Here is a 25840-nt window from a genome sequence, read left to right on the forward strand (position 1 = left end):
GCCATACTGCCGCCCATGGCCGACACCCCTGACGCCGAGCCGTCCATCGAGGAACAGATCGCCGCGTACCAGCGGGAGTTTCAGGACCTCGACCCCCAGGTGGAGCAGATCGTCTCGGCCCTGGGGCGCCTCAACCGGCGGATGAACGTCGCCTACAACCGGCAGACCGCCGCCCTCGACCTCACCAACGCCGAGTGGGAGGTCCTCAAGGCCCTCGTTCTCTCCGGCGCCCCGTACCGACTGGGCCCGGGCGAGCTGGCCAAGCGCCTGGGCCTGACCCCCGCCGCCATGACCCACCGCATCGACCGCATGGTCGCGGAGGGCCTGGTCACCCGGGACCGCGACGAGGCGAACCGGGTCCGGGTCATCGTGGAGATCACGACCGAGGGCCGCGAGAAGTGGCTCGACGCCATGCGGCTCGCCACCGTCTTCGAGGAGGAGCTGCTCCAGGACCTCGACGACGGCGAGCGGAACAAGCTCGGCGAGGTGCTGACCCGGCTGCTGCGCAGGGTCGAGGACGCCCAGCCGGACGCCGAGGGCCGGCTCGCTGACCTGGACTGATACGAGCCGCAGGACGGGGTTGACACGCCCCGGCCTGATCCGTAAGGTACTCCGAGCTGCCGCAGCCCGACAGGCGCTTCGGGCAGCACCTCAGTCGCGCTAGGTCGCGGCACTCCACACCCCAGCAAGATCCCTTACGGGAAGATCCCCGGCATGCCGTCATGGCTGCCTGGAATTCGTTTTCCGGAGCTGACGCATCTCGCTCGGACCACATCGGCCCGATTATGAGTTGCGGCGGGAATCCACTAGGGTTCTGGACGTCGGAACGGCCCAACAGCCGCGAAGACGAATCCCGCTGACTGGGAATCAGGCCCGAAAGGATCTGATAGAGTCGGAACCGCCGAAAGGGAAAAGCGAAGCGGAAACGCGCAGCTGGCACCGGAAAGGCACCGAGGAAATCGGACACGAAAGAGTCTGATAGAGTCGGAAACACGAAATACCGAAGGGAAGCGCCCGGAGGAAAGCCCGAGAGGGTGAGTACAAAGGAAGCGTCCGTTCCTTGAGAACTCAACAGCGTGCTAAAAGTCAACGCCAGATATGTTGATACCCCGACCGGCCAGGTTTCTGGTTGGTTGAGGTTCCTTTGAAATACAACAGCGAGGACGCTGTGTGCGACAGGGACTATTCCTCCTTGTCGCACCGCTCTCATGTCTGTTGCACCCGATTACGGGTACACATTCACGGAGAGTTTGATCCTGGCTCAGGACGAACGCTGGCGGCGTGCTTAACACATGCAAGTCGAACGATGAACCGCTTTCGGGCGGGGATTAGTGGCGAACGGGTGAGTAACACGTGGGCAATCTGCCCTGCACTCTGGGACAAGCCCTGGAAACGGGGTCTAATACCGGATATGACCGTCTGCCGCATGGTGGATGGTGTAAAGCTCCGGCGGTGCAGGATGAGCCCGCGGCCTATCAGCTTGTTGGTGAGGTAGTGGCTCACCAAGGCGACGACGGGTAGCGCCTGAGAGGGCGACCGGCCACACTGGGACTGAGACACGGCCCAGACTCCTACGGGAGGCAGCAGTGGGGAATATTGCACAATGGGCGAAAGCCTGATGCAGCGACGCCGCGTGAGGGATGACGGCCTTCGGGTTGTAAACCTCTTTCAGCAGGGAAGAAGCGAAAGTGACGGTACCTGCAGAAGAAGCGCCGACTAACTACGTGCCAGCAGCCGCGGTAATACGTAGGGCGCAAGCGTTGTCCGGAATTATTGGGCGTAAAGAGCTCGTAGGCGGCTTGTCACGTCGGTTGTGAAAGCCCGGGGCTTAACCCCGGGTCTGCAGTCGATACGGGCAGGCTAGAGTTCGGTAGGGGAGATCGGAATTCCTGGTGTAGCGGTGAAATGCGCAGATATCAGGAGGAACACCGGTGGCGAAGGCGGATCTCTGGGCCGATACTGACGCTGAGGAGCGAAAGCGTGGGGAGCGAACAGGATTAGATACCCTGGTAGTCCACGCCGTAAACGGTGGGCACTAGGTGTGGGCAACATTCCACGTTGTCCGTGCCGCAGCTAACGCATTAAGTGCCCCGCCTGGGGAGTACGGCCGCAAGGCTAAAACTCAAAGGAATTGACGGGGGCCCGCACAAGCGGCGGAGCATGTGGCTTAATTCGACGCAACGCGAAGAACCTTACCAAGGCTTGACATACACCGGAAACGTCTGGAGACAGGCGCCCCCTTGTGGTCGGTGTACAGGTGGTGCATGGCTGTCGTCAGCTCGTGTCGTGAGATGTTGGGTTAAGTCCCGCAACGAGCGCAACCCTTGTCCCGTGTTGCCAGCAGGCCCTTGTGGTGCTGGGGACTCACGGGAGACCGCCGGGGTCAACTCGGAGGAAGGTGGGGACGACGTCAAGTCATCATGCCCCTTATGTCTTGGGCTGCACACGTGCTACAATGGCCGGTACAATGAGCTGCGATACCGTGAGGTGGAGCGAATCTCAAAAAGCCGGTCTCAGTTCGGATTGGGGTCTGCAACTCGACCCCATGAAGTCGGAGTCGCTAGTAATCGCAGATCAGCATTGCTGCGGTGAATACGTTCCCGGGCCTTGTACACACCGCCCGTCACGTCACGAAAGTCGGTAACACCCGAAGCCGGTGGCCCAACCCCTTGTGGGAGGGAGCTGTCGAAGGTGGGACTGGCGATTGGGACGAAGTCGTAACAAGGTAGCCGTACCGGAAGGTGCGGCTGGATCACCTCCTTTCTAAGGAGCACTTCTTGACTGCCGGCCCTCGGGCTTGGTGGTCCAGAGGCCAGTTCATCAGCGAACGTCTGATGCTGGTTGCTCATGGGTGGAACGTTGACTATTCGGCACATTCGGTCTGCTGGGACTGTGAGTACTGCTTCGGCGTGGAAAACAGTTCAAGGGGATGGAAGGTGTCGGGCACGCTGTTGGGTGTCTGAGGGAGCGGCCACGATGTGGCTGTTTCTTCGGTTGCTTCCCCAGTGAACTCGGGATGTATGTCTCGGGGTGGTGGGTGGTTGGTCGTTGTTTGAGAACTGCACAGTGGACGCGAGCATCTGTGGCCAAGTTTTTAAGGGCGCACGGTGGATGCCTTGGCACCAGGAACCGATGAAGGACGTGGGAGGCCACGATAGTCCCCGGGGAGTCGTCAACCAGGCTTTGATCCGGGGGTTTCCGAATGGGGAAACCCGGCAGTCGTCATGGGCTGTCACCCGCTGCTGAACTCATAGGCAGTGTGGAGGGAACGCGGGGAAGTGAAACATCTCAGTACCCGCAGGAAGAGAAAACAACCGTGATTCCGGGAGTAGTGGCGAGCGAAACTGGATGAGGCCAAACCGTATGTGTGTGATACCCGGCAGGGGTTGCGCATGCGGGGTTGTGGGATCTCTCTTCTACGGTCTGCTTACCGTGGGACGAGTCAGAAACCGTTGATGTAGGCGAAGGACATGCGAAAGGTCCGGCGTAGAGGGTAAGACCCCGTAGTCGAAACATCAGCGGCTCGTTTGAGAGACACCCAAGTAGCACGGGGCCCGAGAAATCCCGTGTGAATCTGGCGGGACCACCCGCTAAGCCTAAATATTCCCTGGTGACCGATAGCGGATAGTACCGTGAGGGAATGGTGAAAAGTACCGCGGGAGCGGAGTGAAATAGTACCTGAAACCGTGTGCCTACAAGCCGTGGGAGCGTCGCGCATCGAGCTTGCTCGGTGCGTCGTGACTGCGTGCCTTTTGAAGAATGAGCCTGCGAGTTAGCGGTGTGTAGCGAGGTTAACCCGTGTGGGGAAGCCGTAGCGAAAGCGAGTCCGAAGAGGGCGTTTGAGTTGCACGCTCTAGACCCGAAGCGGAGTGATCTAGCCATGGGCAGGTTGAAGCGGCTGTAAGAGGTCGTGGAGGACCGAACCCACCAGGGTTGAAAACCTGGGGGATGACCTGTGGTTAGGGGTGAAAGGCCAATCAAACTCCGTGATAGCTGGTTCTCCCCGAAATGCATTTAGGTGCAGCGTCGTGTGTTTCTTGCCGGAGGTAGAGCACTGGATAGGCGATGGGCCCTACCGGGTTACTGACCTTAGCCAAACTCCGAATGCCGGTAAGTGAGAGCGCGGCAGTGAGACTGTGGGGGATAAGCTCCATGGTCGAGAGGGAAACAGCCCAGAGCATCGACTAAGGCCCCTAAGCGTACGCTAAGTGGGAAAGGATGTGGAGTCGCAGAGACAACCAGGAGGTTGGCTTAGAAGCAGCCACCCTTGAAAGAGTGCGTAATAGCTCACTGGTCTAGTGATTCCGCGCCGACAATGTAGCGGGGCTCAAGCGTACCGCCGAAGTCGTGTCATTGCAGCATGAGGGCCAACGCCCGCTGTGATGGGTAGGGGAGCGTCGTGTGCCGGGTGAAGCAGCCGTGGAAGCGAGTTGTGGACGGTTCACGAGTGAGAATGCAGGCATGAGTAGCGATTCACACGTGAGAAACGTGTGCGCCGATTGACTAAGGGTTCCTGGGTCAAGCTGATCTGCCCAGGGTAAGTCGGGACCTAAGGCGAGGCCGACAGGCGTAGTCGATGGATAACCGGTTGATATTCCGGTACTCGCTGTGAAGCGTCAAACATTGAATCCAGTGATGCTAAGCCCGTGAAGCCGTTCCGGACCCTTCGGGGAATGGAAAGTGGTGGAGCCGGTGGCCCGAGCTGGTAGTAGGTGAGTGATGGGGTGACGCAGGAAGGTAGTCCATCCCGGGCGGTGGTTGTCCCGGGGTAAGGGTGTAGGACGTCAGGTAGGTAAATCCGTCTGGCAATAGTCTGAGACCTGATGCCGAGCCGATTGTGGTGAAGTGGATGATCCTATGCTGTCGAGAAAAGCCTCTAGCGAGTTTCATGGCGGCCCGTACCCTAAACCGACTCAGGTGGTCAGGTAGAGAATACCGAGGCGTTCGGGTGAACTATGGTTAAGGAACTCGGCAAAATGCCCCCGTAACTTCGGGAGAAGGGGGGCCATGTCTGGTGATCCGATTTACTCGGTGAGCTGGGTGTGGCCGCAGAGACCAGCGAGAAGCGACTGTTTACTAAAAACACAGGTCCGTGCGAAGCCGTAAGGCGATGTATACGGACTGACGCCTGCCCGGTGCTGGAACGTTAAGGGGACCGGTTAGTCACATTTCGGTGTGGCGAAGCTGAGAACTTAAGCGCCAGTAAACGGCGGTGGTAACTATAACCATCCTAAGGTAGCGAAATTCCTTGTCGGGTAAGTTCCGACCTGCACGAATGGCGTAACGACTTCTCGACTGTCTCAACCATAGGCCCGGTGAAATTGCATTACGAGTAAAGATGCTCGTTTCGCGCAGCAGGACGGAAAGACCCCGGGACCTTTACTACAGTTTGATATTGGTGTTCGGTTCGGCTTGTGTAGGATAGGTGGGAGACTGTGAAGCATGCACGCCAGTGTGTGTGGAGTCGTCGTTGAAATACCACTCTGGTCGTGCTGGATGTCTAACCTGGGTCCGTGATCCGGATCAGGGACAGTGTCTGATGGGTAGTTTAACTGGGGCGGTTGCCTCCTAAAGAGTAACGGAGGCGCCCAAAGGTTCCCTCAGCCTGGTTGGTAATCAGGTGTTGAGTGTAAGTGCACAAGGGAGCTTGACTGTGAGACCGACGGGTCGAGCAGGGACGAAAGTCGGGACTAGTGATCCGGCGGTGGCTTGTGGAAGCGCCGTCGCTCAACGGATAAAAGGTACCCCGGGGATAACAGGCTGATCTTCCCCAAGAGTCCATATCGACGGGATGGTTTGGCACCTCGATGTCGGCTCGTCGCATCCTGGGGCTGGAGTCGGTCCCAAGGGTTGGGCTGTTCGCCCATTAAAGCGGTACGCGAGCTGGGTTTAGAACGTCGTGAGACAGTTCGGTCCCTATCCGCTGTGCGCGTAGGAATATTGAGAAGGGCTGTCCCTAGTACGAGAGGACCGGGACGGACGAACCTCTGGTGTGCCAGTTGTTCTGCCAAGGGCATGGCTGGTTGGCTACGTTCGGGACGGATAACCGCTGAAAGCATCTAAGCGGGAAGCCTGCTTCGAGATGAGTATTCCCACCTCCTTGAGAGGGTAAGGCTCCCAGTAGACGACTGGGTTGATAGGCCGGATATGGAAGCCCTGTAAGGGGTGGAGTTGACCGGTACTAATAGGCCGAGGGCTTGTCCTCAGTTGCTCGCGTCCACTGTGTTGGTTCTGAAACCACGAACACCAATCACATACCTGTCTAGAGGTGGGTTGTGGTTGCTGGTGTGTTTCGTAGTGTTTCGGTGGTCATAGCGTGAGGGAAACGCCCGGTTACATTCCGAACCCGGAAGCTAAGCCTTACAGCGCCGATGGTACTGCAGGGGGGACCCTGTGGGAGAGTAGGACGCCGCCGAACTATTATTCAAAGTGGTGGTCCCCGGATTTCGGTCCGGGGACCACCACTTTTGTCGCCCGGGTGGTGAGAAACGAAAAGTCGTTTCTCACCACCCGGGCTTTTTTGTGTTCTGGACTGCTTTCAAGGGGTCTTGAAGAGGGAGGGCTTGCCAGGCCAGCGGCTCCTGGCCTGTTCCTCGGAGCGGAGCAGGACGAGGGGGTGGATGCCCTCTTGGGGGCCTGCGGCGAGAAGCTCGGAGAGCTGCGGCAAGGGCGCGACGGCGGCAAGGTCCTCCAGAAGCAGGAGGGCTGGTGGGTCGAGCCGGCCGGCGGGTGACCGTGCGGCCACCCGGCGGGTGACCGTGCGGCCACGCGGCGGCCGTGCTCGACCACGTATGAGGCGAACGCGGTGACCAGGGGCACCGCGCCCGGATGGGACTTCGGGTCCTCGACGGACTCGCCCACCACGTAAAGAGTGCCCCCTTCGGTGACGAATGACTCCACCGCCGTGATGTCGGAGCGGTTCGGCACGCATGCGTTGCGGATGTGGACGGTGCTGAGCGAGGCCAGGGTCTTGGCGATGAGCTGGAGTGCCTGGTCCCGGCGTACCGGGTGGGCGGTGAGGGCGCTCTCCAGTTCGCCGGCACTGCCCGCCGCCGCGCGGGGGTGCGTCCGAAGGGTCGTCACGGCCTCCTGGAGCTGGCTGCCTTGGGACCAGCGGTGGAGGCGCTTGATGCCCTTGCCGGCGGTCTCCGCGGCGTGCAGGAAGCACCGGAGGAGCGTCTGGGCGGTGTCGGCGACGGCGGCGTCCAGAGGAGAGTGCGGCTTAACCGGCGCGAGGAGGGCGACGGACCTGGCCGTGGCTGTGGCCATGTCCTGGCACCCGGCGGTCGGGGACCAGCGGAGGCGGTCCGGGGTGTCGCACAGGTGCGACGGGTCGTAGAGGTGGACCGGCCCGAGCTTGCTGCGAGCGTCCTTCGTCCCGGCCCAGAGCGTGGGGGCGGAGGTGACGACGAGCGCGGCGCCCTCCGCCGACTGAAGGGCCTGGACGGCCAGTTCGAGGCGGGTTTCCCGGGAGCCGAGCTGGAGCTGCGACCTCGACTTTGGGAGGCCGGTGCCGTAAGCACTCGAACGAGTGAACGCGGGAGCGGCTTGTTCCGGTCGTGGCGAGGGGAACATCGTTTCGACGGGGGTGCTCGGAGGGGCAGCCGCGAACGATCGGACATCCGGGTCCTGCTGCGACAGGTGGGGCTCGGGCTCGTACGGGGAGGTGCGGGAGGAGGAAGGCTCCGGCCTGGGTGCGGCTGGGGAGGGCGATGCGGAGTGCTGTGCGGAGGTCGTGGGCGTGGGTTTCAGGAGAGTCGGCTCGGTGGGGGCCGGTGTGCCGGCAGGAGCGTTGCTCGGAGGGAGGTCGTCGTGGCGGGCGGCCCGGTCCCTTCGTGCGGCCTTGCGGCGGGCGAGAGAGAAGGCGACAGCCAGCGCCAGAGTGAGGACCAGGAGGAGCTGGCCGATGGCCAGGCCCCAGAAGAGGCCCCACCCGGAGAGCTGGCCGGGCGGCGTCTCGGGCCAGGCGGCCGGTAGGTCCTGGGGGGCTGAGAGCAGGGAGCGGAGGGCTGCCGGAGTGCGGGCGAACTCCACGCCGTCCGGCCAGGCGCCGTGGCTGAGGAGGCCGGCCAGGCCGGTCGCCGTCCACACCAGGCAGGTGGAGGCCAGAAGGAAGGCGAGGACGCCGATCAGCAGGCCGTCGGGGACGCCGCGCTGGGCGGGTGCCGCGTCTGCCGAGGAGCCGTGCTCCCGGGGTGCGGCGGCCATCTCAGGCCACCGTGGACGTCGACTCGGGGTAACCGGGGTGTCCGGCGTCGGGGTAGTGGGCCCGTACGTGCTGTTCCATCATGGCCGCTCGCTCTTCCGCCTCCTGTTCGGCGGCGAGGAGCTCCGCGTTGAACCCCAGGTCGTCCGGGTCGACGGAGGACTCCGTCATGGCGCGGTCGGTGAAGACGAGGGGGCGTTCGGTCTCCGTGATCAGGTGTTTGACGACCTGCACGTTGCCGTTGACGTCCCACACGGCGATGCCCGGTGTCAGGGTCGGGATGATCTCCACCGCCCAGCGGGGCAGACCGAGGACGCGGCCGGTGGCGCGGGCCTCGTCGGCCTTCTGGGCGTAGATGGTGCGGGTGGAGGCCATCTTCAGGATGGCGGCGGCCTCCTTGGCCGCGGCGCCGTCCACCACGTCGGAGAGGTGGTGGACCACGGCTACGAAGGAGAGGCCGAGACGGCGCCCGAACTTCAGCAGCCGCTGGAAGAGCTGGGCGACGAAGGGCGAGTTGATGATGTGCCAGGCCTCTTCGACCAGGAAGATGCGCTTCTTCCGGTCGGGGCGGATCCAGGTGTGCTCCAGCCAGACGCCGACGATCGCCATGAGGATCGGCATGGCGATCGAGTTCCGGTCGATGTGGGAGAGGTCGAAGACGATGAGGGGGGCGTCGAGATCGATGCCGACGGTCGTCGGGCCGTCGAACATGCCGCGCAGGTCACCGTCGACGAGCCGGTCGAGGACGAGTGCCACGTCCAGGCCCCAGGCGCGCACGTCGTCTATGGCGACGTTCATGGCCTCGGCCGACTCCGGCTTCGGGTGGCGGAGCTGGTCGACGATGTCGGTCAGGACGGGCTGGCGGTCGGTGACCGAGTTGGTGACGTACGCGTGGGCGACCTTCAGGGCGAAGCCGGAGCGCTCGTCGAGGCCGTGGCCCATGGCGACCTCGATGATGGTGCGCAGCAGCGCCAGCTGGCCCGTGGTGGTGATCGAGGGGTCGAGCGGGTTGAGGCGGATGCCCATGTCGAGGGCGGCTGTCGGGTCGAGGCGGATGGGAGTGATGCCCAGCTGCTCGGCGATGAGGTTCCACTCGCCGACTCCGTCCTCGCCCTGGGCGTCCAGGACGACGACCTGGCGGTCGCGGAAGCGGAGCTGGCGCAGGACGTACGTCTTCTCCAGCGCGGACTTGCCGTTTCCGGACTCGCCGAGGACCAGCCAGTGGGGCGCCGGCAGCTGCTGGCCGTAGAGCTGGAAGGGGTCGTAGATGTACCCCTTGCCGCTGTAGACCTCGCGGCCGATGATCACGCCCGAGTCGCCGAGGCCGGGGGCGGCGGTCGGCAGGTACACGGCCTGTGCCTGTCCGGTGGAGGTGCGGACGGGAAGCCGGGTCGTCTCCACCTTGCCGAAGAGGAACGAGGTGAACGTGTCCGTCAGGGCGGTCAGCGGATCGCGCATGGCAGGCCCTCCTTCAGCGGGTCGTGGCGTACGGGGTCAGCGGCGGATGCCGGTGGCGAAGGGCAGGGTGTTGACGAAGGCGCGGTGGTGCTCGCGGTCGCACCACTCCAGCTTCAGGTACGACTTTCCGGCCGAGGCGCGGATGGTGCGCTTGTCGCGGGCGAGGGCCTCGGGGTTGCGGGAGGAGACCGTGATGTAGCCGACGAGGTTGACGCCGGCGGCGCCGCTGGCCAGGTCCTCGCCGCGCTGGTCGAGGCGGGAGTTGGCGGCGGCGTCCCGCGGGTCGACGGTGCGGTTCATCTTGGCCGCGCGGGAGGCGTCCGCGTCGTCGTTGGTCTTCTCGGTCAGCATCCGCTCGATGGCGACCTCGGTCGGCTCCAGGTCCATGGTGACGGCGACCGTCCGGATCACGTCCGGGGTGTGGACGAGGAGAGGGGCGAGGAAGTTGACGCCCACCGGGGTCATCGGCCACTCCTTCACCCAGGCGGTGGCGTGGCACCAGGGAGCCCGGGTGGTGGACTCGCGGGTCTTCGCCTTGAGGAAGGTCGGCTCGACGGCGTCGAGCTCGGCGGGCCAGGCGTTGCGCTGGGACATGGCCTGGATGTGGTCGATCGGGTGGTCGGGGTCGTACATGGAGTGGATCAGGGAGGAGAGGCGGCTCTGGCCGAGGGGCTGGCGGACGCGGATGTCCGCCTCCTGGAGGCGCGAGCAGATGTCGGTGAGCTCACGGGCCATGACCACCGCGAGGCCCGCGTCGCGGTCGAGGCGGCGGCCGCCGCCCTGGCGCCGGGAGGCGCGGGCCATGGCGTTGGCCTCGGAGGCCAGCTCGCGGGAGTAGTGCATGCAGGCGACCAGGTAGGCGCGGTGCTGCTCGCTGGAGGTGGAGACCATCGACTGGAGCTGGTCGTAGGAGCTCTGGAGCCAGCCCGGGGAGCGGGAGTCACCGCGCTGGGCGACGTCCTTGGCGTGCGCGTCCGGGTCGGCGGGAAGAGTGCGGGCCAGCATCTGGAGGCGGGTGACGAAGCCGTCGCCGTTGGCGACGTGCTTCAGCAGGGTGCCGAAGCGGTCGACGAGGGCTTCCTGGTCCTCGGAGTCGCGCAGGCCGACGCCGGGGCCCTCGATCTCGATGGCGGCGGTGACGGTCCGCCGGTCGGCGTGGAGCAGGACGGCGATCTCGTCGGGGCCGAAGGGGGCGGCGAGCCAGTTGATGCGGCCGATTCCGGGCGGGGGGCCGACGGCGACCTCGCGGCCGTCGAGGCGGGTGCCTGCTTCGGCGCTGGAGGAACGGTAGGTGGTGCCGCGGCGCAGCATCCGCTTGTAGCTCCGGTTGATCTCGAACCACCTGTAGAACGTGCGGCCCTTGTAGGGGACGTAGACGGCGGCCAGCCCGACCATGGGCAGGCCCGCGAGGAGGGCGATGCGTACCGAGAGGGTGGGCACCAGCAGCCCGCACATCATGCCGAGGAACGCGCCGAAGACGATCAGCACGATCTCGCCGGTCTCGCGGTTCTTGCCAATGACGGCGTTGGGGCGGGCGCGGCCGATGAGATACGTACGGCGCGGTGCGATCGAGTGGGACGTCGTCGTCAACGCCCGTCACCTCCGGAGCGGGGGGAGCCGGTGGAACTGCCTCGGGAGCCGGCGTGCGGGCTGTTGACCGGGTTGCCCGAGCGTGGAGGGGGCGCGCTGGGGGAGCCGCCGCCCGAGCCGCCTCGGGAGGCGTGGGCGGCCATACCGCCGCTCGCCTGGTTGGCGGGGCGGGGCTGGGAGGCGCCGCCGCCGTCGCCACCGCTCTGCCGGCCGCTGTGGGCCTTGATGCCCTGCGAGACGAGGGCCGCGGGGGAGGAGAGGACGGCGGCTGCGCGGCCCTCCGCGCCCTGGGAGAGGCGGTTGTTGCGGGAGGCGGCGATCTCGTCGCCGAAGCCGGGGACGAAGCGGTAGATCATGGCGCTGGCGAAGATGGCGAGGAGGATGATGGCGAGGCCGGAGACGACCGCGGAGAAGGCGTTGGGGCCATCCTCGGCGGACAGCGCGCCGGCGAGGCCGAGCACGATCACGATCACGGGCTTCACCAGGATCACGGCGATCATGATGCCCGCCCAGCGGCGGACGTGCTTCCAGAGGTTCTTGTCGACCAAGCCGGCGTAGACGACGGTGCCGAGGAGGGCACCGACGTAGAGGAGGGCGGCGCGGATCACCAGTTCGAGCCAGAGGACGCCGGCGGCGACGATCGAGACGAGGGAGACCACGATCAGCATGATCGGGCCGCCTCCGATGTCCTCGCCCTTCTTCAGTGCCTCGGAGAAGGTGCCGAAGAAGGCTTCGGTCTGGCCGCCCGTCGACTTGGCCAGGACCGTGGTGACGCTGTCCGTCGCCGAGACCACGGTGTAGAGGATCAGGGGGGTGAAGGCGGAGGCGAGCACGGTCAGCCAGAGGAAGCCGATCGCCTCGGAGAGCGCGGTCGTCAGCGGCACGCCGCGGACGGCGCGCTTGGCCACGGCGAGGAGCCAGAGCAGCAGGGTCAGGACCGTGGAGGCGGCGAAGACGACGGCGTACTGCTGGAGGAACTGGGGGTTGGTGAAGTCGACGTTGGCGGTGGAGTCGACGGCGGCGGAGAGCTTGTCGACGGTCCAGGCGGCGGCCTGGGCGCAGCCCTTGGCGAGGGAGGAGAGGGGGTCGAGGGTGGAGCCCAGGGGGTCGGGGGTTGAGCTGGTGCCGGCTCCTGAGGAGGAACCTTCGCTTTCGCAGAACTCCTTGGCGGCGCCGACAACTAGGTCGCAGCGACCGTCGTCCGGGGGGTCAGGCGCGGCGAACGCCCGGCTTGCGGTGAGCAGGATTCCTGTCGGCACCGCGGCGACGAGCGCGGAGTACCTGAAAGTCCGTGCACTAGCGCGCATAGCTGAATCCACCGAACCCTTCGACGGCCTTGGAGATCTCGTCCGCAGGGGAGACGCGGTTGTCGCCATTCACCGGGGCGGGCCCGGGGGCCTGCGTGAAGCTCTCCACCTTCCAGTCGTCTTCCGCCCAGCGAAGATCGAGAGTGAGGGTGAACCAATCGCTGGTCACGGGGTTTCGCGAGTCTTCACCTGCGGTGCCGTAAACACCCGTGCACCACACCTCGAGCGAAGCTTGGCTTGAGGAGAAGCTACGGACTTTGGTGCCGACCGGTGTTGTCCTCGAGATGTAGGTGGACCCTGTGGGCGCCTCGCCGTTCTCGTCGAGCCCGAGATCGCTCAGGAACTTCTCCGAGTACGCACTGTCGAACTTCGCCTTGAGCTCATCTTTCTTCTCAGCGACGAAGACACTGTCGATGATCTCGCTGCGACGTGTTGGCTTGATGATCTCCGCCGAGACGAGAGCCACCGCGTAATTCGCCGCCGCGCTCTCCGCCCCCTGTTTCGTCTGGGGGTGTCCCGTAGGGATGCCCGATGTCGAGGTGTCCACCGGAGCCGTGCCCGTGGGGGACGTCGGAGATGCGGCCGGCCCCCTGGCGTCCGAGGGGGTGCCCGGGTTGTCGGTGTTCTGGTTGGCGAAGGCGATGGCGGCGATGAGGAGGACGACGACGCCGACGACGGTGATGAGGCTCCTGGAGGGGCGCATGGAGCGGCGCGCGGTGTCGTAGGTGTCCTCGTCGCCGGGGAGGCGGGTGCGGGTCTGGCCCGTGCCGCCGTAGCGCTCGTCGGTGTCGTAGCCCTGTTCGTCTCCCGGGTTCATGCCGCGTACGCCCCCTCGGCGTCGACGTAGGGCCGCACCGTCCGGTGGGCTACGTACGACGGTAGTCCTGCTCGTGGCCGCGCGGGCGCGGTGTGGTGACTGGACATCAGGGAGACACGACCTCAGCCGGTGGGCGCGACGGACGGGTGGTGGAGGCGGGGCGGGGCGGGGGGTCAGACGGCCATGCCGTACACGATCGTGAAGAGGGTGCCGAGGGAGCCGATGATGAAGACGCCGGTCAGGCCGGCGATGATCAGGCCCTTGCCCTGCTCCGCGCTGAAGGTGTCGCGCAGTGCCGTCGCGCCGATGCGCTGCTTGGCCGCGCCCCAGATCGCGATGCCCAGGCAGAGCAGGATGGCGATGGCCATGACCACCTGGATCATGGTCTTCGCTTCGTTCCCCAGCTCGCCGAAGGGCCCCCAGTTGGGGGCGATCCCGCCGATGATGGTGGTGATGTCGCCCTTGTCGGCTGCCATAAGCATGTAACTCACCGCCCCTAGTGGGTTGTTCTTCGTCCTCTGCCGGTGTGCAGAGGTCACGCCCATTCTCGCCGAGGAGTGTGGTGTTGCGGCACCGCATTGGCGCCAATCCCTGGCCGAGTTTGCGTGGGAACCCGTCCGCGCGCCCCGCCGGTAACGAGGAGGGGTGCACGAGGACACGCATGGTCACTCTGTGTATCACGCCGGGTGACGTCGGGCAATGAAGATCGTTGCGGCAAGTGGTTGGAGTGGGGGAGCGCTGACCTGCGGCGGGAGGGGTGGGGTGGGGCTGGAGTGGGGGGTTCCGGCGAGTTGGGGAGGGTGAGGGGTGGAAGTGAGGAGTGACGGGTTCCGCGGGCGGAGGTGAAGGGGCGTCAGGGCGCGGGAAAGGCGCTGGCGTAATGGGGTTGGGGGGATGGCCGGCGGGTGGAGGGCGTGGCCGGCCTCACTCACGGGTGCCGGTGCTGCCGGCTCGCGCCCGGCCGTCGGCTGTCCAGGAAGTCGGCGACCGCCTCGGCGAACCCGGCCGGGTCGTCCGTGTGCAGCCAGTGGCCGCAGGCGGGGAGTTGGCGGAGGGCGGTGTCGGGGCGGGCGTCGGCCATCCAGCGGGCGGTGGCCGGGGTGAGGAGGAAGCTGTGCTCGGCGCGGAGGAGGAGCGCGGGCGGCCCGGCGGAGCGTAGCCAGGCGGCGGAGAAGTCTCCGGCCAGGGCGGCCTGGGAGGCCATCAGGTCGGCCTGGTCGAAGAGGAAGCCCCAGCCGTCGGGGAAGCGGTGGGCGCTGTCGAGGAAGTAGGTGGCGTCGGGGATGCCCCGGGCCTCGACCGCCTCGCGCAGGGCTTCGCGGGACGGGGCGCGGCGGGGCCAGTCGGTGATGTCCAGAATCGGCTGGGTCTCCGGTGGCTGGTTCTTTACGGTCATGTCGGCGACGACCAGGGTCTGGACCAGTTCAGGGTGGCGTTCGGCGAGGAGGAAGGCGAGGGCGCCGCCCATCGAGTGGCCGAGGACCGCCGCCGGGGTCAGGTCCAGGGCGTGGAGCAGGGCGACGGTGTCGGCCACGTACTCCTCGGGGGTGAAGGTGCCGCCGTTGTCGGAGAGGCCGTGCCCGCGGAGGTCGGGGGCGAGGACGCGGTAGCGGCCGGTGAGGGCGGCGGCGAGGGGTGCGTAGGTGGTCCCGCGGCCGAAGTGGCCGTGGAGGGCGAGGAGGGTGGGGCCGGGGCCTCCGAAGTCGAGGTAGGAGAAGCGGCGGCCCCTCAGGTGGAGGGTGCGGGGAGTGGGTGGCGGCACGCGGGGTCAGTTCCGGGGAGGTTCTTCGGACGTCATGGCTTTGCGGAGTTCCAGCAGGGCCGTCAGGGCCTCGGTGTACATGCGGAGGCTCTTTTCGCTGTGGGTGTCCATCGCGGTCCTGACCTCCTTGAATGCTGGGGCTATGGCCTCGTCGACGGCGTCTTTGGTGACGGTGTTCATGGGGGCTGCTCCCTGCCTTCGGCGGATGAAGTGCGGACGATCCTAGGGGGGAGCGGCGCGGGAGGCTCGTGAGTTGATGCGAAGTCATGGGCTGCGCCGGGCGGGGTCGTCAGTGCTCGGAGGCGGTGACACGCTCGGCCCTCATCAGCCTGTTCATCGGATCATGAGGCAATAATCGCCATTCCTTGCCTCCCTCCACGGAGCCGAGGCTGGCGAGGGTGCGGAGCGAACTCCCCGGGCGCCTGCGCGCTGCCGCCGGGTCCTGGCCACAGTGGTGTTGCGGGGGTCGGGGCTGCCCGAGGCGGGGGCGCAGGAGCGGGCCGAGGGGTCTGAGCCGCGGGCCGTGCCGGCGCCGACGGCCAGTACCTCCGCGGTCACCGTCAAGACAGGGGGCGACCGGAACGGGGACACCTCGGTGGCGCCGCTGGCGGGGGTGCGGCTCGGGCTGTACGCGGCCGAGGACGGGGGGCCGCCTGCCTTCACCCGTCTGTCCGATGCGGACGGGGACTGTTCGTTCGTCGTGACCGGGACGGCGGCGGGGGGTGCCAACCAGGGGCGGCAGTTCTGGGTGCGGCAGGTCGCGGCGCCCGACGGGTGGTTCGTGAACGACACGTTCCGGACGGGCGGGACCGTCACCACGCCGTACCGGTTCCAGACGCCCCGGCTCGAGGCGACGCCTCCGAGTGGAGCTGCGGGGCCGAAGGGGAGGAGCCCGCGCCCGTGGCCGGCAGTGCCGTCGACATCGCTCCCCGGCGGGACGTGACCTGCACGATCACCAACACCCGCCGCAGGCCCGGCCCGAAGCCGACCCCGGGCCCGTCGCCGGGGCCGCTCCCGCCGGGCCCGCTGCCGGACACCGGTCTGGCCGGGGCGTGGCTCGGTGCCGGGGCGCTGCTGATGGTCGCGGCCCTGGGCATGGCTGGTGGGTCCCGGTCCGCCGGAGCGCGAGGGGGGCAGACGGAGAAGCGGCGTGGTGCCAGGGAGAGCCGTACAGCTCTCCCTGGCACCCGCCGCGTTGTCGGTCCCGTCCCCTACCCTTCCCGGCATGAGCAACGACGACAGCAGCGCCCTTCTCGCGGAGAACGCCACCTGGCAGGCGCTCCAGGCCACCGCGCTCGGCGAGGTCCGGCGGCGCGCCGCGCTGGTCGCCGCCGAAGCGGACGTGGAGCCGGCCACGGTCGACGGCGCCGAGCGCCTCGCGTGGAACGACGGCGGCGGCCAGTCCGCCGTCTGGTACTTCACCGCCGACGGCCGCGCCCTCCTGCTGACCTTCGACCACGAGGGCTCCCTCAACCTCTACGCCGAGGACGACTACGCCCTTCAGGCCTCCCTCTACCGGGGCGTCCCGGACGACCTGGTCGCCCTGGTCCGCGACCGCCCGGAGAACTACGAGTCGCTCAACCTCACCGACCCGGACTCCGGCGCCACGATCCACTACGCAGGCGGCATCTTTTGGTTCGACGGCCAGGGCGACAGTGGTGGCTGGCACATCGCCGACGGCCTCACGGCCTACTGCGAGCAGGAGAAGATCGAGCTGAACGGCGAGGCCGGCTTCAGCTACTGCCTGGCCCCGTACCACTTCGGCGAGGAGTTCCCGGAGCCCGGCGGCAAGTGAACTCCCGCCTCCCGCGAGTCAGTCGGCCGCCCCGCAGACCCGCAGCCCCTCGGGCGTCCCGCACGGCAGATGCCCGTGGGTGCGCACCACGTCCTGCCCGGGCCCGCGCGTGGCGAAGGCGAGGAAACCGGCGGCCAGGGAGTCGGCCGGCGGACGCCCGTAGGTGTACGCGTACTCGATCTCCCGGTACGGGTACGCGTCGTGGCCGGCGCCGTCCAGCGAGGGGCGCCGCCCGTCCAGGCTGAACCTACGGACGCCCTCCAGCGTGCTGGTGGTGCGCAGTTCGCTGTAGCCGAGGGCGCCGGGGACGCGGGCCACGGTGGCGATGACCTGGTCGGTGGTGTCCAGCTCGCAGCGGATGACGGACGCCTTCGGGTTGTCCTTGCGGGAGCAGTCCCGCGAGGAGGCGGGCGGCTCGAACGCCCCGTCCAGCAGACGGCGTTGGAGCACGTCCCGGGTGCCGGAGGCCGCGCCCCGGCCGACCAGCACGATCGGCAGCGAGCGGTCCGCGCCGACCTCGCGCCAGTCGGTCACCTCGCCCGCGTAGATCCGCCGCAGGTCGGCGAGGGTCAGGTTCCGCACGGGGACGTCGGCGTGGGCGAGGAGGGTGAAGACGGAGACGGCGAGCCGCGTCCCGGCCAGGCCGCCGCCCGCGCCGCCCTCGGCGCCCGCGTCCCCGGCCTCCTGGTCCTCCGGGGCGGGCCCGTCCGAGAGCGCCACCAGGGGCGGGGCGCCGTCCTTCGCGGCCGCCCCGCGCTCGGCCAGTTCCCGCAGGCCGGTCGTGCTCCCGTGTGCCGCCACCGTGATCCGCGAGCCGGGGCACTGCTCCATGTACGCCTCGGCCAGCTCCCCGGCGACCGGGGCGAACGCCGTCGAGCCCGTCACCTCCAGGCTCCCCGTCGCACACCCCATCGGCGGCGGCCGCTCGCCGCCGGTGACGATCAGCCCCGCCAGCAGCGCGATGCCGACCAGGAACGCCATCGAGGTCAGCCGGGCGGGACGGCTGAACACCGGGGGTTTCTCGTCCGGGGTCAGCGACTCGTTGGGGTGCACGTCGCCGTCCTGGACGCCGCCGCTGACGGTGACCTTCGAGCCGACGGTGCCGCCGCTCAGCAGCACCAGCAGCTTGAAGTACTCGCCCCTGTTGAGCGGGACGCGTGGGATGCGCAGGCTGGAGCCGTCGTACTCCAGGCCGTGCGCCGGGGTGAAGTGCGACATCAGGGCGCCGCTGCCGGGGCCGACGGTGACCGCGACGCCGTGCACCTCGCGTCCGTCGAAGGTGGCGGTCATGCCGTGCAGGCCGCCCGAGGTGTAGTCGCCGGCGGAGACGGAGAGCGCCCCGTCGTTCTCGATCCGCAGCAGCACGACGCTGGCCTCGTCCATGCCGTCCGCCTCGTCGAAGAGGCCGAGGCGGGTGTTGCCGCCGCCGGTGCCGTCGTCGTCCCCGATGGCGGTGTCGAGCTGCACCCGGTACCCGATGCGCCGCCTGCGCGGCACCATCCGCTCGTACCACCACTGCCCGAACGCGATCGCGCTCGCCACCGCGAACGTCCCCACCGCGATCACGTTCTCGGCGTTGACCCACTCCATCCCGGCCCCTCCCCCGATCGGCCTCGACCCCGCCCGTACGCCTGTACGGGTTGGGGAGGGACACCGTAGGAGGCGCGGGTCCGCTGCGGGGGGACGGCGGCGGGAAGTTCGGGAGGTGTTCACCCGGAGCCGGGGCTTCCGTCCCCCCGCGGACCGCCGGAACACGCCCCACCTGCATGTTCGTACCGGTTCGGGGCACACGGACGGAGCTGAGACGGAGGATGCCGACCATGACCACGACCGACCCGTACACCTGCCCTTCCTGCTCCTGCGGGCAGAACGCCCGCACGGTCGCCGCGGGGCCGCCCCAGCTGGAGGAGGAGCGTCCGGAGACGGCCCGCGAGCGGGTCAACCGGAAGTGGAACGAGGTCCTCCAGGAGACCCGGGTCGCGCAGACGGGCATCTCGATCCTCTTCGGCTTCCTGCTGAGCGTCGCCTTCACCTCGCTCTTCGGTGAACTGGCCGGCCTCGACCGCGGGATCTACGTCGTCACCGTGGTCCTCGCCGCCCTCGCGACCGCCTCCCTCATCGCCCCCGTCTCCCTCCACCGCTTCCTCTCCGGCCTGCGCGTGAAGGACGAACTGGTCGACGCCGCCGCCCGCCTCATGGTCTGCGGCATGGTCCTCCTCGCCCTCACCATCTGCGGCACGCTGCTGCTGATACTGCGCACGGCCGTCCCGTCGCTGCTCGCCGAGGTACTGGTGGGCGGGGTGATGGTGTGGTTCGGGCTGTGCTGGTACGTGCTGCCGTGGATGATCCGCCGCCGGGCGGGCCGCAGGCGGTAGGGGGCGCGCGGCTCACCGCAGGGCGTGCCCCCAGCGCAGGGACGGGGCGCTCGTGCCGTCGAGCCAGTAGTGGTGCGCCGTCTCCGTCACCCGCAGCCGTACGGCGTCGATGCCCGGACTCCCCGCGTCGCACCAGGCGAGCAGGACCTCCTCGACCTGGTCCCAGAGCCGGACGGGCCCGCCCTGACGCACGGTCCGGCCGGCCGAGCCCCGGCCGCCGGGGACGAACTCGGCGAAGGACTCACGTCCCGGGTCGAACAAGTACGTCCGCTGCTCGCCCTCCGCCGTACGGGCGTGGACGAGCTGCGCGTCCGGGACGGTCAGCTGGGCGAGGAAGGCCGGAGTCCACTCGTCCAGGGCGGTGGGCGGAACGCGTACCTCCCGCTCGCTGTCGGCGTAGGCCGCACGGGCGGCCAGGTCACCGGTGACGGGTGGCGGGGCCTGGGCGCGGGCCTGCATGAACGAGACCGGCGCGATGATCCGCCCCTCGGCGGTCCCGTCCGCGCCGACGCTGACCTCGGCGAGCCCGGCGCCGTGCGCCCACGAACCCAACGTGGTGAGGATGACGCCGCCCGGCCGGGTCTGGCGGACCCAGGCGTAGGGGACGCGGCGGACGGCACAGGCCGCGATCACCCGGTCGTACGGGGCACGCGGCGGATGCCCGAGCAGCCCGTCGCCGGTGACGGTCCAGGTCGAGACCCCGATGCCCTCCAGCGCTTCGTCGGCGCGGCGGGCGACGGCCGGGTCGACCTCGACGGTGGTCACGGCGTCCTCGCCGAGCTGGTGACAGAGCAGGGCGGTGGAGTACCCGGTCCCGGTGCCGATCTCCAGCACCTCCTGCCCTTCCTCCACCTCCAGGCTTTCGAGCATGCGCAGGACGAGGGCAGGTTCGGTGGACGAGCAGGTGGGTACACCGGGCACCGGTTCGGTGGTGGCCTGGTCGGGGGTGAGGGAGCCGTCGAGCTGGGTGACCAACGACCGGTCGCTGTAGGCGAGTCGGGCCCACTCCGGCCCGGGCGTGCGGTCGGCGAGGACCGGACGCCAGCGGCCGCGGGGTTCGGGGAGGAAGACGCCGGGGTGGAGGAAGGCTTCGCGGGGGACGGATTCGACGGCTTGGCGCCAGGCGGGGGTGTGCAGGGCGCCGGATTGTGCCAGGCGGGCGGCGAGGGCTCGGCGTTCGGTGGTGGTCGTCGGATCGGACACGGGGTGGCTCCTTCTGCCAGCAGGTTGGCGACGGTGGCGGCCATCGGGAGGCCGGTGGTGTGTTCCAGCCAGGCCCATTGACCGTTGGGGTTGAGTTCGAGGAACCAGGGTGTTCCGGCCGGTCGAGGGCGAGGTCGAAACTGCCGGTGGGCAGGTGGCAGTGGTCCAGGAAGGCGAGGAGGGCGGCGGACACGGGCGCGGGCAGGGTGGCCACGCGGTACGTCAGCGCCGAGTAGTCCCGACGCCAGTCCAGCAGACCGGAGTCGATCCGTACGGCGAACAGCCGTCGGGCCACCACGAGGACGCGGAGGTCGGCGACCTTCGGCACCCGCGCCTGGAAGAGGTGCGGGGTCACGCGTACGCCTTCGTCGATCCCGTCGGCGGTGACCGGCGCGGCCCATCCGGTGACCGGGACGCCGTCGCGCTGGTACGGGGTCCAGCGGAGCGGCTTGTGGATGACCTGGCCGTGGGCGTGGAGGAAATCCCGCGCCTCGTCCGGGTCGTTGGTGATGAGCGTGCCGGTACGGGCAGGCCGAGGCGCTGGGCCAGGGCGAGCTGGGCGGGTTTGTGGTCGGCGGCGGCGTTGCGCAGGGGGTGGTTGACCCAGCGGGGGCCGGCCAGGGAGTAGAGGGTTCCGCCGAGACCGTGGCGGGCCTGCGCGGCGGCGTACCGGGCGTCGTCCGCGCCCAGCCGGGCGTAGGCGGGCCAGTCCGGGCGCCGCCAGTACACCGCGCGCACCCTGGTGAGGTCGGCGGTCCGCGACGGGGTGCGCACCTGCCCGGCGACGGGGACGCCCGGGCAGGCGCCGAACCGGGCAGAGACCGTCAGCGTGCCGTCCTGGAGGTCGGCGGGGTTGAACCGGACGACCGGCACGCCCCGCCTGTTCAGCTCGCCGATCACCATGTCCGCGGTGGCGTCGTCCGTCTCGGTGGCCACCAGCACCGGTCCCTGCTCGGTCATGGGTCGGTCAGTCCTTGTCGCTGTCCTGGTCGTTGTTCTGGCCGTCGCTGCTGGTGGTCGTGTTCGTCTCGGTCCCCGTGCTGGTGCCGTGCTTGGCCATCTCCACCACCCGGCCGTGCCGGTCGAGGGCCACGCCGAGCTGGGTGAGCGGGTCGATCTCGGTCCTGCGGTACGGGACGTGGGTGGTGGTCGGGTACGGCGCCAGGCGGGCGGCGCCCCAAGGGCGGGCGGTGCGGGGGCTGGTGATGGGCATGTCACTCCTTGCGGGGATGGTGCGGGGCGTTCCGGTGCTCCCCCTCCGCTGGGGGAGGGCGGTACCTGGCTCGGCAGGAGCACGGCTGGGAGCCGAGCAGGTGGTCCGTGGGGCGGGCCGCGATCCCGGTCAGAACGCCGGGGCCGCGTTCCGCAAGGCGAGTTCGCGCCGTACGTACGTCTCCAGGCGGCGCAGGCACGGGTCGCAGGCGGTGAACGAGCCGGTGCCGGAGGAGGTCTGTACGGGGCCGAGCCAGAGCACCGGGACCTCGCGGGCCTCGCAGCGCCAGCAGGTGCCGGGGGTCCAGTGGCGGCGGGGGTGGGGGAGACGGGCTCGGGGTTCCGTCATCGCGGGGCGGTGGGGGCGGGCGGCGCCGGGCTGTCGTGGTGGGGGTGGCGTCGGAGCAGTACGCGGCAGTCCACCGCCCGGGAGTGGTCGAACTCCTGGCGGGCCTGGGCCTCCTCGCCCCGCAGCTCCTCGCACTGCCGGCAGCCGGGCGCGCCCAGTCGCTCGTGCGTGTCCGGCCTCTCGTACGCGTTCATGCCGCCCGCACCTCCGCCCAGACGCGCTTGCCCCAGCGCTTGGGGTCGGCGCCCCAGCGGGCGGCGATGGCGTCCACGAGGACGAGGCCGCGGCCGTCGAGGGCGTCGGGGCGGCTGGGCTTGCGGATGGGGAGGGCGCGGGAGCGGTCGGTCACCGCGATCTCCACGCCGGGCCCGTCGAGCCTGGTCACGGAGACGCGGATCACCGGGCTCCGGGTGTGGCGGCAGGCGTTGGCCACCATCTCGCCCGCGACGAGGCAGGCGTCGTCGGCGAGGCCGTCGAGGGCCCAGGCGCCGAGAGCCTGGCGGATGAGGCGGCGGGCGGCGGGGGCGGAGTCGGGGGTGCGGGGGAGGGTTTCGGTGTAGGCGGGGTGGCCGGTGGGGGCGGGTTCGAGGTGGGGGTGGTTCGGGTGGCGGGCGTTCGCCGGGCTGACCAGGTCGGCTGCGGGGAGGGGGAGGCCGATGCCTAGGCCGATGAGCAACGCCGGGGTGGTGGGGGCGGGCTGCCGCGGGGGTGGGGGCGAGGGCGGGTTGTGGGGAGACTCGACGGCGGTACCAGCGGATTCCGTTTTGTCAGGCATGAGGGCTCCACGTCGGTGTGGCTGCTTCGGGGTGCTAACGGCCGCCCCTCGCCGGTCGATGGGGAGCAGCGCCTACGTAGACCCAACTCCTGCGCGCCTGTGGGCGGATAGGTCGTAGTTGTGGCTTCCGGGCTCCGGCCCCTAGGAGAATTTGACCCATCGAGCCTGACGGATCCCGCACGCGGCGCTACGGTGCGTGCATGAAAGCCATGCGCAACCTCGCCCTTGAGGCATGGATGCGGGAGCACGGGTACAGCGCGAATGCCCTGGCAGAGGCCGTGAACCAGGCTGTGGACCGGCTGCGGGGACGCTCCGGCAGCCACGACGGGGCATCGGTCCGCGCCTGGAAGTCCGGGCGCATTCGGTGGCCGCACGCGGTGACGCGGTTGGCGCTGGAAGAGGTCACAGGGCTCCCGATCACGGACTTAGGGTTCGTGCCACGGGGCCGGGTCGCACCTGCGCCGGCCGCTTCGGAGCAGGAGGAGTCCGACATGAAGCGCCGCACTCTCGTCGGTGGAATCGCCGCGGTCGCCGCAGCGGCCGCCCCGGGCTCTTCGACTCGCCGTATCGGCATGGGCGACGTGCACCGTCTCCAGCACCGCTTCGCCGAGATCATCGCGAGCGACCACCGCCACGGCGGGCAGCTCGGCATCGAGCAGAAGGCCGCCGCCCTCGCCGACGAGGCGCTGAACTTGCAGAACTCCGGCAGTGCCTCCCAGCGCGTTCGGGCCAACCTGTACGCCTCGGCGGCGGCGTTCCGGTCCTCGGCCATGTGGGCGGCGATCGACGGCGGCCGGTACGACATCGCCAAGGCGCACATGCGTGAGGCGCAGGCGTTGGCCGAGATGTCCGGTGACCAGGCGATCAAGTTCCGGATCTGGAGCCATACGGGCACGATGTACCGGCACTTGGGACGCCCGGCGGACGCGCTCGCCGCCAACGATGTGGCGCGCAGCCTGCACATCACTCGGCGTGATCCGTTGTTCGCCTCGCTCGGTCTGGCGCGCCAAGGAGCCATCTACGGAACGGCGCAGAACCGCACCGGGGCGCGACGCGCCTTCGACCAGGCTCAGGAGTCGATGGGCCGGTCCACCGCCGACGCGGAGCGGCCGATGTGGCTGCTCGCCTTCTACGACCAGGCAGAGCTGGACTCGCTTGCCCTGTCGGCCTATCTGGCACTGGGCGACTACCCGACGGCCGAGCGGCACGGGCACCGTTGCCTGTCCGCACTCCGCCCGCACATGGCCCGATCGCGTGCCATCACCACCACCCGGCTCGCGCACGCCCAACTCGCCCAGGGGGAAACGGAGGCAGCCGTGTCCGTGGCCATGAGGGTGCAGGCGCCTGCCGCTGTCCATCACCCCAGGGTCTCCCGCATGCTGGGGGAATTCGGGGCCACCCTGCGCGTCATCGCTCCCGGAAGCCCCACCGTGCAGACCTGGACCGAGCACACCGCAGCCTGGAGGACGGCAACATGACCACGGCACCGACTGTCGAACTGCGACGTTTCACCAGCCTGGACGACATACGCGAGGACATGGTCGAGGTCTACGCGGAGGTGCGAGCCCCGCTCCTGCACCTCCCGAACTACTCGGCCCTTGTGTTCGGTGAGCGGCTGGACCGTCATGGCCGCGAACCTGGCTTCGTCGCCGTGCTCGCCTACTCCGAGGGCAAGCCGGTTGGCTACGCGTACGCCAACCGCATCGAGCGCGGCGACCGGTACTGGCAGCGCACCACCCCGGCCCCTGGGGACAAGTACACCGCGCAGCCGACGCTCGCCCTCAAGGAGATCGGCGTACGACCCGCTTGGCGCGGGACAGGCACCGCCCGACGCATCCACGACGAACTCCTCGCCGCCAGCGACGACCGGTACGTGACTCTGATGGTCAACTCCTCGGCAGGAGACGGGAAGGTGCATGCCCTGTACCGCTCGTGGGGGTACGAGGACATCGGTACCAGCCAGCCTTCGCCGGCCTCGCCTCAGCTGACGGTGATGGTGCGGGCGGTGAGGTGAGGCGCAACGCGCTGGACCAGTCCATGGCGAACCACTCCGTCCTCGCGGGGACCATCATTCGTGTTTCCGGGCGCCGGGAACGCAGGTCGGAACACCCCCGCCCTCGCGGGGACCACCAGCCCCGTCCCTGACCCAGTTCCTCGAACGGCGGAACACCCCCGCCCTCGCGGGGACCACCCTTCCCCACCTGCACCTTCAGATGACCTTTGCCATCCCTTTACTCATCACCGCCCCCTCCCTCTCGCCCCCCAACCTACGCGCCCAACCCACCCCACCCACCCCCCAATCCACGAACCCACCTCCGCCACCCATCCCCTCACCCCAACAACCGCCGCTCCTTCCCCACAGCCACCGCCCCCGACCGCGTCTCCACCCCCAACTTCTGATAGATCCGGCCCAGATGGGTCTTCACCGTCGCCTCGCTGATGAACAACGCCCTGGCGATCTCCCGGTTCCCCAGCCCCTGCGTAAGGTGCCGCAAAATGTCCCGCTCCCTCGGCGTCAGCTCGGGCTGCGGGTTCCGCAAGTGAGTCATCACCCTCTGTGCCACAGGCGGCGACAACGCCGTACGCCCCGATGCCGCAGCCCTGATGGCCGTGAAGAGCTCTTCAGGGCGTTCGGCCTTGAGCAGGTAGCCGGTGGCGCCCGCTTCGACGGCTCGGGTGATGTCGGCGTCGGTGTCGTAGGTGGTGAGGACGAGGACGTACGGGGGGTGGTCGGGGAGGGTGGTGAGGCGGCGGGTGGTCTCGACTCCGTCGATTCCTTCGCCTAGTTGGAGGTCCATGAGGACCAGGTCGGGGTGGTGGAGGGTGGTGAGGGCGAGGGCTTCTTCGCCGCTGCCTGCTTCGGCTACGACCTCGATGCCGGGGGCGCTGGAGAGGAGGGCGCGCAGGCCGGCGCGGACCACGGCGTGGTCGTCGCAGAGGAGGAGGCGGACGGGGTGAGGGGTGGGCGGCTCGTCGGTGGCGGCGGGCACG

The 25840-nt window shown here is 68.5% G+C and carries 19 protein-coding genes, 3 rRNA genes and 2 pseudogenes; 8 read left to right on the top strand and 16 right to left on the bottom strand.

What is annotated here, in order from left to right:
• The first annotated feature begins 15 nt into the window (after positions 1-15).
• The 4 genes from OIM89_RS16005 (at position 16) to rrf (ending at position 6418) form a co-directional block, all read left to right on the top strand.
• Positions 16-561, top strand: coding sequence for a MarR family winged helix-turn-helix transcriptional regulator (locus tag OIM89_RS16005; RefSeq protein ID WP_047466521.1), 546 nt, complete (start codon positions 16-18; stop codon positions 559-561).
• Between the two features lie 677 nt (positions 562-1238).
• Positions 1239-2763 (top strand): 16S ribosomal RNA (locus OIM89_RS16010).
• 321 nt (positions 2764-3084) lie between these two features.
• A 23S ribosomal RNA gene (locus OIM89_RS16015) occupies positions 3085-6205 on the top strand.
• Between the two features lie 96 nt (positions 6206-6301).
• Positions 6302-6418 (top strand): 5S ribosomal RNA (rrf, locus tag OIM89_RS16020).
• The 16S, 23S and 5S rRNA genes sit together here, the layout of an rRNA operon.
• 120 nt (positions 6419-6538) lie before the next feature.
• Here rrf and OIM89_RS16025 read toward each other — a convergent pair.
• The 8 genes and pseudogenes from OIM89_RS16025 to OIM89_RS16060 form a co-directional block, all read right to left on the bottom strand.
• Positions 6539-8208, bottom strand: a pseudogene (locus OIM89_RS16025) (type VI secretion protein).
• Between the two features lies 1 nt (position 8209).
• Entirely contained in the window at positions 8210-9664 is a 1455-nt protein-coding gene (locus OIM89_RS16030; RefSeq protein ID WP_030699880.1) for an ATP-binding protein, read from the bottom strand.
• A gap of 36 nt (positions 9665-9700) precedes the next feature.
• A complete protein-coding gene (locus OIM89_RS16035) occupies positions 9701-11254 on the bottom strand; it encodes an SCO6880 family protein (protein ID WP_047470528.1) in 1554 nt (517 codons plus the stop codon).
• Positions 11251-12561, bottom strand: a complete 1311-nt coding sequence (locus OIM89_RS16040) for a hypothetical protein (RefSeq protein ID WP_030699882.1) — start codon at positions 12559-12561, stop codon at positions 11251-11253. The genes OIM89_RS16035 and OIM89_RS16040 overlap by 4 nt, the downstream gene beginning before the upstream one ends.
• Positions 12551-13378 carry a hypothetical protein gene (locus OIM89_RS16045; RefSeq protein WP_030699883.1) on the bottom strand — a complete coding sequence of 276 codons (828 nt, stop codon included), beginning with the start codon at positions 13376-13378 and terminating at the stop codon, positions 12551-12553. The genes OIM89_RS16040 and OIM89_RS16045 overlap by 11 nt, the downstream gene beginning before the upstream one ends.
• A gap of 173 nt (positions 13379-13551) precedes the next feature.
• Positions 13552-13860, bottom strand: coding sequence for a hypothetical protein (locus tag OIM89_RS16050; protein ID WP_003949576.1), 309 nt, complete (start codon positions 13858-13860; stop codon positions 13552-13554).
• A 446-nt stretch (positions 13861-14306) separates the two neighbouring features.
• Positions 14307-15140 (bottom strand): alpha/beta fold hydrolase, encoded by an 834-nt coding sequence (locus OIM89_RS16055; RefSeq protein ID WP_047470520.1) that lies wholly within the window; start codon positions 15138-15140, stop codon positions 14307-14309.
• 6 nt (positions 15141-15146) lie between these two features.
• Complete coding sequence (locus OIM89_RS16060; RefSeq protein WP_186009398.1) at positions 15147-15320, bottom strand: hypothetical protein; 174 nt, start codon at positions 15318-15320, stop codon at positions 15147-15149.
• A 1045-nt stretch (positions 15321-16365) separates the two neighbouring features.
• Here OIM89_RS16060 and OIM89_RS16065 point away from each other — a divergent pair.
• The gene (locus tag OIM89_RS16065; RefSeq protein ID WP_047470573.1) at positions 16366-16935 is read left to right on the top strand and encodes a hypothetical protein; all 570 of its coding nucleotides are present in this window, start codon (positions 16366-16368) and stop codon (positions 16933-16935) included.
• A gap of 18 nt (positions 16936-16953) precedes the next feature.
• Here OIM89_RS16065 and OIM89_RS16070 read toward each other — a convergent pair whose 3' ends face one another.
• Positions 16954-18525, bottom strand: coding sequence for a PstS family phosphate ABC transporter substrate-binding protein (locus tag OIM89_RS16070; protein ID WP_264491375.1), 1572 nt, complete (start codon positions 18523-18525; stop codon positions 16954-16956).
• A 230-nt stretch (positions 18526-18755) separates the two neighbouring features.
• Between OIM89_RS16070 and OIM89_RS16075 the strand changes: the two genes are divergently transcribed.
• Complete coding sequence (locus OIM89_RS16075; RefSeq protein ID WP_195730783.1) at positions 18756-19310, top strand: DUF6328 family protein; 555 nt, start codon at positions 18756-18758, stop codon at positions 19308-19310.
• A gap of 12 nt (positions 19311-19322) precedes the next feature.
• Here OIM89_RS16075 and tgmC read toward each other — a convergent pair whose 3' ends face one another.
• The 6 genes and pseudogenes from tgmC to OIM89_RS16105 form a co-directional block, all read right to left on the bottom strand.
• A complete protein-coding gene (tgmC, locus tag OIM89_RS16080) occupies positions 19323-20513 on the bottom strand; it encodes an ATP-grasp peptide maturase system methyltransferase (RefSeq protein WP_264491376.1) in 1191 nt (396 codons plus the stop codon).
• Positions 20514-20518: 5 nt separating this feature from the next.
• Positions 20519-21473: pseudogene (tgmB, locus tag OIM89_RS16085) on the bottom strand (ATP-grasp ribosomal peptide maturase); the annotation flags it as partial.
• Between the two features lie 7 nt (positions 21474-21480).
• Complete coding sequence (gene tgmA / locus OIM89_RS16090; protein WP_264491377.1) at positions 21481-21726, bottom strand: putative ATP-grasp-modified RiPP; 246 nt, start codon at positions 21724-21726, stop codon at positions 21481-21483.
• 129 nt (positions 21727-21855) lie between these two features.
• Positions 21856-22074, bottom strand: coding sequence for a hypothetical protein (locus tag OIM89_RS16095; RefSeq protein ID WP_226965478.1), 219 nt, complete (start codon positions 22072-22074; stop codon positions 21856-21858).
• On the bottom strand, positions 22071-22268 hold the full coding sequence (locus tag OIM89_RS16100) for a hypothetical protein (RefSeq protein WP_030699893.1): 198 nt from the start codon (positions 22266-22268) through the stop codon (positions 22071-22073). Before OIM89_RS16100 ends, OIM89_RS16095 begins: the two co-directional genes overlap by 4 nt.
• Positions 22265-22705, bottom strand: coding sequence for an ATP-binding protein (locus OIM89_RS16105; RefSeq protein ID WP_264491792.1), 441 nt, complete (start codon positions 22703-22705; stop codon positions 22265-22267). The genes OIM89_RS16100 and OIM89_RS16105 overlap by 4 nt, the downstream gene beginning before the upstream one ends.
• A 344-nt stretch (positions 22706-23049) precedes the next feature.
• On the opposite strand from OIM89_RS16105, the gene OIM89_RS16110 reads away from it, so the two are divergent.
• Positions 23050-24327: an XRE family transcriptional regulator gene (locus tag OIM89_RS16110; protein ID WP_264491378.1), complete on the top strand. Its 1278-nt coding sequence runs from the start codon at positions 23050-23052 to the stop codon at positions 24325-24327.
• Positions 24324-24863 (top strand): GNAT family N-acetyltransferase, encoded by a 540-nt coding sequence (locus tag OIM89_RS16115; RefSeq protein WP_226965476.1) that lies wholly within the window; start codon positions 24324-24326, stop codon positions 24861-24863. The genes OIM89_RS16110 and OIM89_RS16115 overlap by 4 nt, the downstream gene beginning before the upstream one ends.
• A gap of 316 nt (positions 24864-25179) precedes the next feature.
• Here OIM89_RS16115 and OIM89_RS16120 read toward each other — a convergent pair whose 3' ends face one another.
• On the bottom strand, positions 25180-25839 hold the full coding sequence (locus OIM89_RS16120) for a response regulator (protein WP_030700270.1): 660 nt from the start codon (positions 25837-25839) through the stop codon (positions 25180-25182).
• Position 25840: the final 1 nt, after the last annotated feature.

Source organism: Streptomyces sp. BI87, from assembly GCF_025957665.1.
In the GTDB taxonomy this organism is placed as follows: domain Bacteria; phylum Actinomycetota; class Actinomycetes; order Streptomycetales; family Streptomycetaceae; genus Streptomyces; species Streptomyces albidoflavus.